This window comes from Pseudidiomarina atlantica (genome assembly GCF_000753735.1).
Classification (GTDB): Bacteria; Pseudomonadota; Gammaproteobacteria; order Enterobacterales; family Alteromonadaceae; genus Pseudidiomarina; species Pseudidiomarina atlantica.
This window is the reverse complement of sequence record NZ_JPIN01000008.1, coordinates 124,059-137,201: the sequence shown is the minus strand read 5'-3', so window position 1 is coordinate 137,201 and position 13,143 is coordinate 124,059. Positions and strand designations below refer to the sequence as shown.

8 protein-coding genes are annotated in these 13,143 nt (G+C 51.0%); 4 read left to right on the top strand and 4 right to left on the bottom strand.

The genetic code is table 11. The features are described 5' to 3' along the window. Positions 1-62: 62 nt before the first annotated feature. Both IDAT_RS08970 and IDAT_RS08965 read left to right on the top strand, forming a co-directional pair. Complete coding sequence (locus IDAT_RS08970) at positions 63-572, top strand: TIGR03546 family protein (protein WP_034732971.1); 510 nt, start codon at positions 63-65, stop codon at positions 570-572. A 1-nt stretch (position 573) separates the two neighbouring features. After that, positions 574-2,349: a TIGR03545 family protein gene (locus IDAT_RS08965; protein WP_034732969.1), complete on the top strand. Its 1,776-nt coding sequence runs from the start codon at positions 574-576 to the stop codon at positions 2,347-2,349. 44 nt (positions 2,350-2,393) lie between these two features. On the opposite strand, the gene IDAT_RS08960 is transcribed toward IDAT_RS08965, so the two are convergent. From IDAT_RS08960 to IDAT_RS08950, 3 genes are read right to left on the bottom strand one after another with little or no spacing between them, the layout of a single operon-like run. After that, the gene (locus tag IDAT_RS08960) at positions 2,394-3,593 is read right to left on the bottom strand and encodes an E22 family MetX-like putative esterase (RefSeq protein WP_034733136.1); all 1,200 of its coding nucleotides are present in this window, start codon (positions 3,591-3,593) and stop codon (positions 2,394-2,396) included. Between the two features lie 12 nt (positions 3,594-3,605). Next, positions 3,606-5,276, bottom strand: a complete 1,671-nt coding sequence (locus IDAT_RS08955) for a long-chain fatty acid--CoA ligase (RefSeq protein WP_244441627.1) — start codon at positions 5,274-5,276, stop codon at positions 3,606-3,608. A gap of 20 nt (positions 5,277-5,296) precedes the next feature. Beyond that, positions 5,297-6,592 carry a GntP family permease gene (locus IDAT_RS08950; RefSeq protein WP_034732967.1) on the bottom strand — a complete coding sequence of 432 codons (1,296 nt, stop codon included), beginning with the start codon at positions 6,590-6,592 and terminating at the stop codon, positions 5,297-5,299. Positions 6,593-6,755: 163 nt separating this feature from the next. Between IDAT_RS08950 and IDAT_RS08945 the strand changes: the two genes are divergently transcribed. Together IDAT_RS08945 and IDAT_RS08940 are read left to right on the top strand one after the other, a co-directional pair. Continuing rightward, complete coding sequence (locus IDAT_RS08945) at positions 6,756-9,017, top strand: TonB-dependent receptor (RefSeq protein WP_034732965.1); 2,262 nt, start codon at positions 6,756-6,758, stop codon at positions 9,015-9,017. 103 nt (positions 9,018-9,120) lie between these two features. Then, entirely contained in the window at positions 9,121-9,777 is a 657-nt protein-coding gene (locus IDAT_RS08940) for a response regulator (protein ID WP_034732963.1), read from the top strand. On the opposite strand, the gene IDAT_RS08935 is transcribed toward IDAT_RS08940, so the two are convergent. Further along, entirely contained in the window at positions 9,774-13,142 is a 3,369-nt protein-coding gene (locus IDAT_RS08935; protein ID WP_034732961.1) for a PAS domain-containing hybrid sensor histidine kinase/response regulator, read from the bottom strand. The two genes, IDAT_RS08940 and IDAT_RS08935, sit on opposite strands and share 4 nt — an antisense overlap. Position 13,143 lies beyond the last annotated feature (1 nt).

The window sequence follows — 13,143 nt, the reverse complement described above, 5'->3', positions numbered from 1 at the left end:
GGGTAGCAGATCTAGCGCATTACGCTATGCTTTTAACAAAACATAGGGCAAGGAGAATGAGGATGCTCACGTTGTTGGCTCGTTTGCTGCGAGCGTTGAATTCGGAATCAGGTGCTTGGGCGCTCGCTATCGCCTTTGTGTTAGGTATGATCATGGGTTTTACGCCGCTCTGGCGTGTGCATAACCTGCTGATTTTGCTCATCGCATTATTGTTCCGCGTGAACTTGTCGGGCTTTATGTTGAGCTTTGTCATCTGTTCAGGAATTGCTTACTTACTGGACCCAGTATTCCACAGCGTTGGTTTTGCCATTTTGTCTGCCGAAAGCTGGCAGCCGGTGTGGCAAAGCATGTACGAATCGGCATTTTGGCGCGTGGTGCAGTTCCATCACACGATCACGCTCGGCAGTTTGGTGTTGAGTATCGCTTTCGCTCCCGTTTTAGCGTTGGTGAGTTTCTGGATCGTCAGTCAGTATCGCAAACGCATCCAAGCTTGGTTCAATCGCCTACGCATCGTACAAGCAATGAAGGCTAATCGCTTTTGGGCAATTTATACGGAATTAAGAGGTTCATAATATGGAACAGCATACTGTCCGTCGTAGTGCTTTTCGTTGGCCTGGGCTGGTTGCGTTCATCGTAATCGTCGCGCTTATTGCTGCGTTTTCTTGGTTGTTACTCGATACGATCTTGAAATGGTCGTTGGAGCGCAGCTTAGGAACATTAAATGGTGCCGAGGTAAATATTGGCTCAGTTGAGCACGAATGGGTGCCACTCACCGTTAAAATTACCGATATTCAAGTAACGGACCCTGCGCAACCTGAATACAACCGTGTGGCTGTCGGCGAAGCAACGGGCGTGGTCAATTGGGAACAGCTCATCCTTGGGCGTCTGCACTTTGAAGATGTGGTCAGTACTGGCATTCGTGTGCATACCCAGCGCGACAGCGCCGGTGAAGTCTATCAAGTCCCTGACAAGTCACAGTTAGAAGGCTATTTTGGTGCGGGTATGGAGCAGCTACAACTCGCAATGCCTTCGTTAGACGAGGTCATGGAGCGTGTCGACCTACGCACTCCTGCTGCAATTGCATCTGCTCGTGAGAGTTTTACCACGCAAAAGCAACGGGTCGAGGATGTGTTGTCCAAGCTGCCATCTAAAGAGGCACTTGCCGAGTATGAGCAACAAATAAAAGCGTTGGGCGAAGGTGATGTCAGTACCCCGCAACAGTTAGCCGAGCGGCGCGAGCAATTTGAACGTTTGAAAGAACAGTTTCGCGCTGACCAAGAGGCTCTAGAAGAGTTCAAACAAGTGGTGGGTACCGCGGTTGACGATTTGAAAGTACAAATGGAAAACGTCAAAACTGCGCCGCAACAAGATTTGGATCGTGTTGGCGAACTGATGCAGCTGAACAGCCAAGGCTTGAGCGAAATCACTTCGGTGCTGTTTGGTGAGCAAGCGCAACGCTGGGCGGATTATATGCTACTCGCTTACAATCAGCTGGCGCCAATGTTGCAGCGTTCGGCTGATGAAACTGTCGTCAAACCGCCACGTGGTGAAGGTATTTGGTTCTCCTTTACCGATGCCGATGCACCACCTGACTTCTTGATCAAACAAGCTCGCACTGAATTTGCCATCGGGCCAACTGTGCTGGATGTGAACTGGGAAAACATCACCCATCAACATGAACAGCTAGGCCAACCGACTACGTTTCGTGCGCGTGGTGAAAATAACGAATTATGGAACGTATTGCAGTTGAATGGTGAGTTAGCGCTTACTGCATCGGGCATCGATGCGCGCCAGCAATGGCTAGTGCAAGGCGTGAATCTGGCACAAACCGCGCTGAGTGAACGTAGCGAACTAGCGGCGACATTGGTATCTGCGTTACTCGATAGTGAAGGCAATGTGGCATTACGAGATAGCCAGTTCGACGGCACCGCGATTTTACGCTTAGCAGATATGGCGATCGAAGCGAACGCCGAGAATCAATGGGCGCAGGTGATCGCAGAAGCGCTGGAAACGCTGCAACGACTCGATATTAATGCCGATATTAAAGGCGCATTGTTTGAGCCCGACTTTTCGCTGCGTTCCGATTTAGACCGACAACTTGGGCGAGCTCTGAAAAACGCGGCGCTTGATGCTGCTGAAGGTGAGCTGGGCGAATTACGGCAGCGCTTGAGCTCGCAATCAGACGGATTCGTCAACGAGTACCAAGATGAATTGGGTGAATTAACCAGCTTGCTTGGTGATGCCGAGAATCGTCAAGTGCGGCTACAAAAGCTATTAGAAGCGCAGTTACAAGACCAGTTGGAAGATAAAGTGAAAGACCGGCTGAAAGGCATTTTGGGCAGTAATTAAATAAAAAACCGAGGCTTTCGCCTCGGTTTTCTTTACTTCACAGGCTATTCAGATTCAATAAAGGTTTTCAGTGTTTCAGCTTTGCTGCCGATACTAAACAACCCATCTAAGTGCCCCCAAACGCCCTCGATCTCTTCGTATTGCGGCTCTTGTCCTTGTTCCTGCAAAGCTGCTACTGCTTGTTGTGCAAGGTAGGGTTGCAACAACAAGTCGTTACTTGCAGGCAAAAACAGCGTTTTTGCTTGTACTTTGGCCATGCCGTTTGCGAGGCTTTCTTCATGACCGGCCACAAACAGCTGGTTGGCGCGAACTAAGTACAGCAAGTGATTAGCATCAGCGAGTGGTGCGCGCACTGCGGAATTGGCGAACAAATAGTCAAGTACCGGTGAACTGTTGGTGACGCTCTCTAACATCGCTGCTGGCATGACCTCAGGTTTTGGCGCGCGCATATTCATGATGATCGGATGCATCGCCTGTTGGGTGATCATCGCTAAGGTGCTAGTCACGCCCGTTAGCGGGGCATCGTCGTCGTAATAATCACCATTGTTCCAGTTCGGGTCGTTGCGGATCGGCCGCGCCCAATGTTCCAATGCCATGATAGTCCAGGCATCCATGGCACCGGCACCAATCACTGACACCATGCGCTCAACCTTATCTGGATAAGCAACGGCCCATTCCAGTGCTTGTAGCGAACCCATTGAAGCGCCTACCACGGCATGCAGTTGCTGAATACCTAAGCTCGCCAACAAGCGCTCTTGCACGTTGACGAAATCACGAATGGTTACCACTGGGAAATCCAAACCATAAGGCTTGCCAGTCACTGGATTGATGCTGGCAGGTCCAGTCGTGATCACATTCGGATCGTGAGGAAAGGCGTTGACCAGTGTATCGGAGCTGATGACAAAGTACTTGTTGGTGTCGATGGCTTTGCCCGGACCGATGATGCTATCCCAATACCCTGGTAATGGATCGTCGGCGCTATACTTGCCGGCCGCATGACTGTTGCCGGAAAAGAAGTGGGTGATCAGAATCACATTATCTTTTGCTTCATTCAGTTCGCCATAGCTCTCCCAGCCCACGGTGACCTCAGGAATTGTTTGACCGCTCACAGTGGTGTAATTCTCAAACGTGAACGATTGTTTTTCGACCAACAATGGCGCAGGTTCTGCGGTTTGCCAGGCACTGCAAGCACTACTGAAGCCGGTGCCAAGCAGCAAGAGGATAAACACGAGATAACGTTGCATAACTAACTCCATTTATGCGTCTTTTGACGCCTCAATTAAATAGTTCTGATAGTGCTTGCGCAGCTCATTTTTGACTAGTTTGCCGGTGCCGGTGTGCGGCAGTTCGCTAACAAATATAATATCGTCGGGCATCCACCACTTGGCTATCTTACCTTCAAGAAAGTCGTAAATATCGGCTTTCTCGACTGTAGTGCCTTTGTTGCGAACAATCAGCAACAGTGGGCGTTCATCCCATTTCGGATGCTTTACGCCAATCACACAGCTCTCATTCACTGCGGGGTGCTGGCTACTGATATTCTCGATATCAAGTGAGCTAATCCATTCACCGCCGCTTTTAATCACGTCTTTTTTACGGTCAACCACTTTCATGTAGCCGTTCGGATCTATCACAGCGATGTCGCCGGTCGCCAACCAACCATCGGCAAAGGTGTCAGGGTCGTCGCGTTGGAAGTAGCTACTGGCAATCCACGGGCCGCGAACACGCAATTCCCCGCTGGTGTTACCATCATGCGGTAGTGGGTTGCCACTAGCATCGACGATTTGCATGGCAACGCCAAAGCAGGCGCGCCCAGCGGTGGTTTGTATGGCATAACGTTGCTCCTTAGGTAGTGCCATCAAACTCGGTTCCGGTGGCGCTGAGCAAGCTAGGGGGCCCGTCTCGGTCATGCCCCAAATGGGCTGCCAATACACGTCATAATGCTCATCGAAAATCTTCACTAAGCCCAGCGGCGAGGCGGCACCGCCGACGCAAACTCGCTCCAGAGTTGGCACCTGTCGTGCGGCTTCGTGTAAATAATTGTGCAAAGTCAACCAGATAGTGGGTACACCAAGACCAACGGTCACGTGCTCGCTATCGATAAGTTCATACATCGCCGGCCCTGACATGCCGCTACCCGGCAACACCAGTTTGCAGCCGGCGAGTGGTGCAGCATAAGGCGCACCCCAAGCGCCAGCATGATACATGGCAACCATTGGCATGAGCACGGTATCAGCGCGCAAATCGAGTAATTCAGCACTTGCCGTCGCCTGCGCGTGCAGCACCATGGCGCGATGCGAGCTGAGTACGCCTTTAGGGTGTCCGGTGGTGCCCGATGTATAGCAGAGTAGAGCGGCACTATCCTCGTGCAGGGCTGGCCAATCATAGGCTGTCGGCTGCGCATACAAAAGTTGCTCGTAAGCATAAAGTTTGGGCTGGCACTTAGCGAGCACTTCAGCTTTGTTATCGGCAAGCACAATCACGCCACGCAATTGTGGCACTTGATCGACCACACTGGCCGCCAACTCGGCAAAACAAGCGTCGACAAACAACCATTGCGCCTGCGCATCATTCAAGATCCATTCGATCTGTTCGGCAAATAAGCGTGGGTTGACCGTATGCAGCACCGCACCGATACCGCTTACGGCGTAATAGAGTTCCATGTGCCGGTAAGTATTCCATGCCAGCGTTGCCACGCGGTCACCTGGCTGCACGCCAAGTTTGTCGAGGCTGTGAGCAAGTTGACAGCTGCGCTGATAACACTCGGCGTAGCTGTAGCGGTGTATATCGCCTTCAATCCGGCGACTGACAATTTGTTGTTGCGGATGCCGGCGCACCGCGTGCTTGAGCAAATCAATAATGAGCAGTTGGCTCGCCTGCATAGCGCCGGCGAGCTTAGGTTGGTTTTCTTCGGTGGTCGCAAACATCGTTACAGCCCTAACGTCTCTTAAAATAAATTAAACAAGGCAATAGCCACACTCAAACCAATGAAAGGCACGACCACGGTGACCGCGGCTACTGGCCAGTAGGCGGCTTGGTGTGTCTCGTTACAGATAGCGCGGATGGTAGTCACCACATAGCCATTGTGCGGCAATGAATCCAGTGCACCGGACGAAATCGCGACAATGCGGTGCAACTGGTCAGGATTGACGCCTTGGTCCAGATAATGCGGTCCTATCTCGGGTAGGGCAATCGCTTGGCCGCCTGAAGCTGACCCCGTCAGCCCCGCAATGACACTGACCGCAACTGCCGCACCAATCAGTTCGTTGCCAGGTAAACTGGTCATCGCCGTGACTGCTTCCGCGAAGGCTGGCGTGACTTTCGCAATACTGCCGAAACCAACCACCGCAGAAGTATTACCGATGGCAATCAGTGCTCCGGTAGAGGCCTCGCTAATGGCTTTGGACATATTTTGAAAGTGCCGAAAATTAATAATGGCGATAGCAATAACACCACCACTTAAGGCAATTATCAGGGCGTTCTGTTTTAACTCTTGGTGGAATAAAAAGCTTAGGGTCAATACCACCAGCAACGGAATTAAGCCACTGAAAGGCGAGGGCAGGTCACGTTCCACCAGTTGCGGGTCACCAGCGCGATTATCGAATTTTTCGCCGCGGTCGACGGCTTTTTTGATCATTTTGGTGAGCCACCAGTAACCGATAATAAACATCAGTACGGCGACGACTAATGAAACTTCCCAAGCCGCGTAGGGTGAGGTGCCTAAATATTGGATCGGGATCCAATTTTGAATTTCGGGAGAACCCGCTGAGGTCATAGTGAAGGTCACCGAGCCAAATGCTAAAGCAGCAGGGATAAAGCGCCGTGGCAAGTTTGCATCTTTAAAGAGCGACAACGCCATCGGATACACCGAAAATGCGACAACGAATACGCTTACACCGCCATAGGTCAGAATCGCACATGCCAAAACAACCGCGAGTACCGCTTGCTTCTTACCGAGTTTCGAGATAATCCAATCGGCAACGCTATCAGCTGCGCCGGTATCCTCCATAAACTTACCGAACAATGAGCCGAGTAAGAACATAAAGAACCAGGCTGCGACAAAGCTGGCGAAGCCATCCATGTAGGCACTGACAAAATTAACCTCGCCTTGAAACAGTGGCACGCCACTAGTGAGGGCAACAACGACAGCACATAAAGGCGCGCTGATGAATAAGTTCATGCCACGGAGTGTGAGCACAATCAGCAGCACCAAGCCGCCAATAAGTCCGATCATGCTTAACATGGATTACCTCTTTTTATTATTTTGGCTTTAAGCGATGGCAACATCATGCGTGAGTCACGCTAGAAATTACATAGTACTAACGTACAGAATACAAATGCGCGACTTTAGGCTAGGGTAACGATGCTACAAATCTAACAATAACAGTAACCGGGAGAATGACACCATGAGTCAACCCAAGTTTCGCCATTCATTACTCGCATTAGCTATTGCCTCAGTAGTGAGCTTGCCTGCTTACGCGCAGGACCAACAGAATAACGAAGAAAACGAGATGGAAGGCCTCGAGCGTATCGAGGTAACCGCTCGTCGTAAAACTGAAAGTCTGCAAGAAGTACCTGTATCGGTCTCTTCGTTTGGAGCAGGCGATCTCGACAGCATCGGTGCTGAAGATATTACCGAATTACAGCAACGAATTCCGAACGCGACCATTCAAGTCAGCCGTGGCACCAACTCAACACTTACAGCTTATATCCGTGGCGTTGGCCAACAGGACCCGCTGTGGGGTTTTGAGCCGGGCGTTGGTGTTTATATCGATGATGTTTATGTTGCTCGTCCGCAAGGTGCAGTGCTGGAAGTCTTTGATATTGAACGCATTGAGGTCCTTCGTGGCCCACAAGGAACACTGTATGGCAAAAACACCATCGGTGGTGCGTTGAAATACGTTACGAAAGAATTAACTGGGTATGACGAACTCGCGATTCAGGGGACTGTTGGTAGCTTTAATCAGCGTGACCTGAAAATCTCTGGTCAAACTGCGTTAAGTGATAACTTCTTCGTGGGTGCCGCCGTTGCAACCTTACAACGCGATGGCTTTGGCGAATACCGCAATACCGGTGAAGAAAACTATAACAAAGACCTTATGACCTATCGTCTATCGGCAAAATGGCTGATCAATGACGATATGGATCTGAAGTTCTCGTACGACAATACCGAAGACGAATCCAATTCCAAAGGCGGACATCGTTTGTTAGCTTCAGCGGTCACGGGGCAAGAACCGTACGACAATGTTTATGATTCCAATACGGCCATGCCGGTTGCCAACATTGTTGAAACTGAAGGTATGTCTCTGACTTTCAATTGGGATATTGATGCCAACTGGGGTTTTAAATCGATTACCGCGCAGCGTGAAGGTTACACCGACACCAACATCGACTTTAACTCAACCGGCGAGCCGATTTTCATGGTGCCGGCGATTTATGAAGATGAGCAATTCACGCAAGAGTTTCAATTAAGCTACACCAACAATGATAATTTTGACTTCGTTGGTGGCGTTTATTACTACGACGGTGAAGCTTGTGGTGTGTTTGGTACGGTATTACCGCTCTACCTTGCTGCCTTTGGTGGCGTAACCGTTGATAACGGTGGCTGCGTGCAGACCGACAGCTTAGCGGTGTATGGCCAAGGTAACTATGAACTCAACGATGACTGGACCTTGACACTTGGCGGGCGCTACACCAAGGACGAAAAAGAAGCGGACGTGTTCCGTTACACCTACTTAGGTGTGCACTACATCAATCGTGCCGGGCTTGCAACGCCTTATGATCCTGCCCAAGTGCGTGCAGAGTTTGGCACACCATTTGCGGTCAACTCTGAGTTTACTAGTGGCGGTGACTGGTCACGCTTCTCGCCGCATGTGGCATTGAATTATCAGGTTAACGACGACCTGATGTTCTATGGTAGCTACAGCAATGGCTTTAAATCTGGTGGTGTAGACATGCGCGCCGACAAGTCGTTGAACCCAACGATTGATGAGCCGTACGATCCAGAAGTAGTCGACACCTTTGAGTTCGGCATGAAATCAGAGCTGCTCGATGGTCGCATGCGTTTAAATAGTGCGGTGTTCTTCTCTGACTACACCGACATGCAGGTTACCGTGCAGCGCGTTGTGGAAGCTGGTATTTCATCACAGGTTCTAAACGCGGGTGAATCAACCGTAAAAGGCTTCGAAGTAGAGACTGTATTTGCGGCAACGGATAGCTTGAATTTTACCGCGATGCTGGGTTACATCGATGCTGAATTTGATGCGGTTGTTTATACCGAGCCAGCGACTGGTGAAACTACCGATGTTACCGATGCTTGGTCATTCCAGAACACACCTGAATTGACTTACAACATTGGTTTTAACCAAACCTTTGACCTTGCTAATGGCCAATTGGTGTGGAGTGGTAACTATGCGTTCCGCGATGATACGCAAATGTTTGAAGCACCATCACCGCTGGACCAAGATAGCTACGGTTTGTTGAATACCAGCCTAATGTGGTATTCAAACAGTGGTCAATGGAGCGTAGGTTTACACGGTAAAAACCTTACCGACGAAGAGTACCGCGTAGGTGGTTATAACTTCGGTCCAACCTTCGGCGATGACGCAGTGGTGGCCTACTATGGCGACCCACGTACTGTCTCCCTGACTGTGGGGTATAAGTTCTAACTCCTCACATCCTCAGCGATTGCGTGTGAACTGCGCGCAATCGCTGACTTTTTACTCTGGACGCGCTAGCATGGTTGCACCTATTTCAACAACACAGATCCCTATGGCTCGCGCAGTAATTGCAGATGATCATCCCCTTTTTCGTGCCGCGCTCAAACAAGCGTTAGCCGAAACGCTCTCCACTGATATTGAAGAAGCGGCAAGTTTCGAACAACTGCTACAGGTGCTCGACCAGCAACCGCAGCTTGAGTTAGTTCTACTTGATTTATCGATGCCAGGTAATAAAGGCCTAACCGCACTGACGTCGTTGCGCAGTCGCTATCCGGACGTGTTAGTGGTAGTGGTGTCAGCCAACGAACAACTGGCGGTGATTCGGCAGGCTATGGCCTTCGGCGCTAGTGCTTACATTCCAAAGTCGATGCCGTTAGCGGAACTGCAGCAGGCAATCCACACCGTGCTTGCTGGCGATACTTGGTTGCCCGCCCATTTGACCGATGCCGTGCGCGCGGAAACGCCATCTGGCGCACATGATTTCGCGGCGCGTTTGGAGTTATTGACACCGCAACAATATCGCGTGTTGGAATGCCTAGCTGATGGCTTGTTGAATAAGCAGATTGCCTATGAACTTAACGTGCAAGAAACCACCATCAAACAGCATGTATCGGCGATTTTGCGCAAATTAGAAGTCACCAATAGAACCCAAGCAGGAATTATCTTTAAGCAAATGCTTAGTGTGCCGGACGACGGTGAGCACAGCTAATTTAAGTAGCGTTTTAACAGTCGCCGTAAAGCAGCCGGTTTGAGTGGTTTCGGCGTGAAGCCAGCAGCCGCTGCAATCGCTTGCTCGCGTAATTCTTCATCTGGGTCAGCCGAAATGATAATAGCAGCTAGCTGCGGCGCAGTGAGTTGGTCACGTAACCAATGCAGCACTGCAATACCGGTATCTTGCGCATCTAAGTGGTAATCCAGAATCAATAGATCAGGTTGTGCTGTGGTTAAATATTGTTGAAAGTCACTGCGCTCACTTGCCGTTACCACCTCAGCACCCCAGCCGCTGAGCAGTTGTTGTACTGCGCTGAGCATACCGGGATCGTTATCGATGAGCCAAATCCGTTTGCCCTGCAGAAAATGATCATTGGCTTTGGTGTTGCTAAGCGACAGCTGCTCGCGCTTGGCTTGCCAATGACGCACCGGTAAGCGCAAGCTAAAACGCGTGCCGCGACCAACTTGTGAAGTGACATTGAGTGGAATCTCGAGTAGCTTGCTTAACCGATCGACAATGGCAAGACCCAGCCCGATGCCAGGGTTATCGCCTTGCGGACTCACTTGATGGAACTCTTCGAAGATGGCCTGTAACTGATCACTCGGAATGCCCTTGCCGGTATCGATAACAAAGAGTTCAACTTGTTGTCCGCGACGGCGGCAGCCGACCAAAATTTTGCCGCGCTGGGTATAGCGCACAGCATTAGATAAGAGATTCTGCAACATTCGACTGAGCAATTTACGATCGGTATATACCTGCGCTGAGCATGGCACAAAATCGATCTGTAACCCTTTATCGGCAGCAATGACCTGCTGCGCTTCTACCACTGGTCGCAACACGTCATTCAGTGCCACGACTTGTTTATTGACCGGTAAGTTACCAGCTTCAAGACGGGTCATATCGAGCAACATGGTCAGCAGTTCTTCGGCGTTTTGCAGTGATTGTTGGATTTGTCGAGCGAGCAGCCCTTGCTCACCTTCAAGCCGCTGTTTGAGCATGTCACAAAATAAAGTGGCGGCATTGAACGGCTGCATTAAATCGTGACTGACCGCGGCGAAAAATCGTGATTTACTCTGGTGTGCGCGTTCTTCGGCTTGTTTGGCGGCAAGCAGCTGTTGTGTACGATCGGCAACACGTTGTTCGAGTTCACGATTGATTTCTTCGAGTTGCTGTTGTGCCTGTACCAGTTCGGTAATGTCGGTGTACGTAGTGACGAAGCCACCGCCAGGCATCGGTGCTCCTTGTAGTTCGATATGAAGTTCGCCCTGTTGGCGCTGATAGCGGTAGGCACTGCCGGAGCGCAGATAATTTAAGCGTTTGGTGATTTCGGCCTCATAATCTGCCGGTTGTCCATCCCCAATCAGTCCTCGCTGAGCGTTATAGCGCAACAAGTCCGCGACCGGCATACCTGCTTGTAAAAAACCTTGCGGGTAATGAAAAATAGCCTCGTACCTTTGGTTCCATGCTACCAGCCGCAGATCTTGGTCGACCACACTAATCCCCTGCGGAATGTTCTCCACCGATGCTTGTAGCAGTTCGCGATTGAATTGATACAACTGTGAGGCTTGGGTTGCCCAGTTAACCACTTGGGCAATAGGCAGGTCGGGTTGCGAGGTGATGGCATCGAGCAGAATTCGACTGGCGGAACTACCAATCACGGCGGCAAGTTCCCGTTCAACGCGCAAGACAATGTGGGTGGGGACCCAGTCATCGTTGGCGGCGCTCATTAAATCGAGTTGCGAGCGCTGTTGCAGTCGCTCAATTTCGACACTATCAAAAAACCGTGCCAGTACTTGGCGCAGCCGCCCCCAACTAATAGGTTGCTGCACCGCATTGTTGGTCTCGAGTGAATTGAGCCAACGGCCATGATTTTCAATAGCGCGATTGGGCAACCACCAAGAACCTAAGATATAGAGCACCAAATTTGCCCCAAGACTCAGCAACACACCGCTGGCGAGGTCGACGTCGAGCAATTGTTGATGTTTGGCAATGGAGGGCCAAAATAACAACCAAACCCACATCACAGTACCGATACCCAAGCCCATCACTGCACCGGCAAAATTACCGCGGCGCCACACCAAACCGCCCAGCAATGCCGGCGCCAACTGTGCCAATAGTGCCAACGATAGCAGGCCAGCGTTGACTAAGGGCAAGTTCGCTTCGGTGAGTTTGTGGAAGCCAAAGGCGAGAGCAATAATAGTGGCAATTGTCGTGCGTCGAATGGTTAAAATTTTACTGGGGGTAAAACTGAGCTTACGCAGGCGGCGACGCGTTAATTGCAGCCACATGGGCATGATGACATCGTTCGACATCATAATACTCAACGCCAATGTTGCGATAATCACCATGCTGGTTGCAGAAGCGAGACCGCCAATAAAGGCCACCGCGGTAATGGCTGGTTGCTCGGCCAACAGCAGCAGCTGCAGCATAAAAGTATCTTGGCTCGCCGCAGCGGGAACCAAAAGTAGGCCAGCCAGCGCGATAGGCAAAATAAACAAGTTGATGGCGAATAAATACAGGGGGAATGCCCAGCGTGCCGTGCGTAGCTCTTCTGGGTCCGTATTTTCGATGTAACTAACATGGAATTGGCGCGGCAAGCAGAACATCGAAATCGCGCCCAGCAGAATGTGGGTGATATACACGAAATAGCCACTGGGCTGACCTTGCAATACTGCGGCGATGCGTGGCTCATTACTCGCCTGTACGACTAAGTCACCCATACCATCGAACATACCGTAAGTGACAAACACCCCGACCAACATGAAGGCACCGAGTTTTACCACCGATTCAAAAGCAACGGCGTCCATTAAGCCTGAGTGTTGCTCAGCCAAACTCAAGCGGCGGGTCCCGAACAAAATAGCAAAACCGGTCATGGCGAGCGCGACCAACGCAGCAACATCGCCGAACCATGGCAAAGGGCGATCGGCTAGCCCGGTCACCACCGCGAAACTGCCTGTAACCGCGCGCAGTTGTAGCGCGATATAGGGCACAATGCCGATCAGCGCAAGCACTGCGACGGCAATCGAGAGCCCCTGTGATTTGCCATAGCGATGACTGATAACATCAGCAATTGAGGTTAAGTTTTGCTGTTTGCAGGCATTGAGCAGGCGCATTTGCACGCGATGGGCAAACAGAAAAACGATGATGGCACCGACATAGGTTGGGGCCATCGACCAACCATAATAAGCGGACTGGGTGATGGTGCCGTAAAAAGCCCAAGTGGTGCAGTGAATGCCTTGGGCCAGAGCATAGCGATAGGGTTTGATTTGATGCGCTGGTTTACGCTCGCCGCGGTAAGCGATGCTGTAAAGCAACGCAATATAGAGAACGGCTAGGGCGACGGTGAGCGTAGTCGGTAACATG

What these genes read in the sequence shown, in the direction of transcription:
- IDAT_RS08970 (WP_034732971.1), top strand. Translation starts at nt 63, where the DNA reads ATGCTCACGTTGTTGGCTCGTTTGCTGCGAGCGTTGAATTCGGAATCA.
- IDAT_RS08965 (WP_034732969.1), top strand. Translation starts at nt 574, where the DNA reads ATGGAACAGCATACTGTCCGTCGTAGTGCTTTTCGTTGGCCTGGGCTG.
- IDAT_RS08960 (WP_034733136.1), bottom strand. Translation starts at nt 3,593, where the DNA reads ATGCAACGTTATCTCGTGTTTATCCTCTTGCTGCTTGGCACCGGCTTC.
- IDAT_RS08955 (WP_244441627.1), bottom strand. Translation starts at nt 5,276, where the DNA reads ATGTTTGCGACCACCGAAGAAAACCAACCTAAGCTCGCCGGCGCTATG.
- IDAT_RS08950 (WP_034732967.1), bottom strand. Translation starts at nt 6,592, where the DNA reads ATGTTAAGCATGATCGGACTTATTGGCGGCTTGGTGCTGCTGATTGTG.
- IDAT_RS08945 (WP_034732965.1), top strand. Translation starts at nt 6,756, where the DNA reads ATGAGTCAACCCAAGTTTCGCCATTCATTACTCGCATTAGCTATTGCC.
- IDAT_RS08940 (WP_034732963.1), top strand. Translation starts at nt 9,121, where the DNA reads ATGGCTCGCGCAGTAATTGCAGATGATCATCCCCTTTTTCGTGCCGCG.
- IDAT_RS08935 (WP_034732961.1), bottom strand. Translation starts at nt 13,142, where the DNA reads ATGTTACCGACTACGCTCACCGTCGCCCTAGCCGTTCTCTATATTGCG.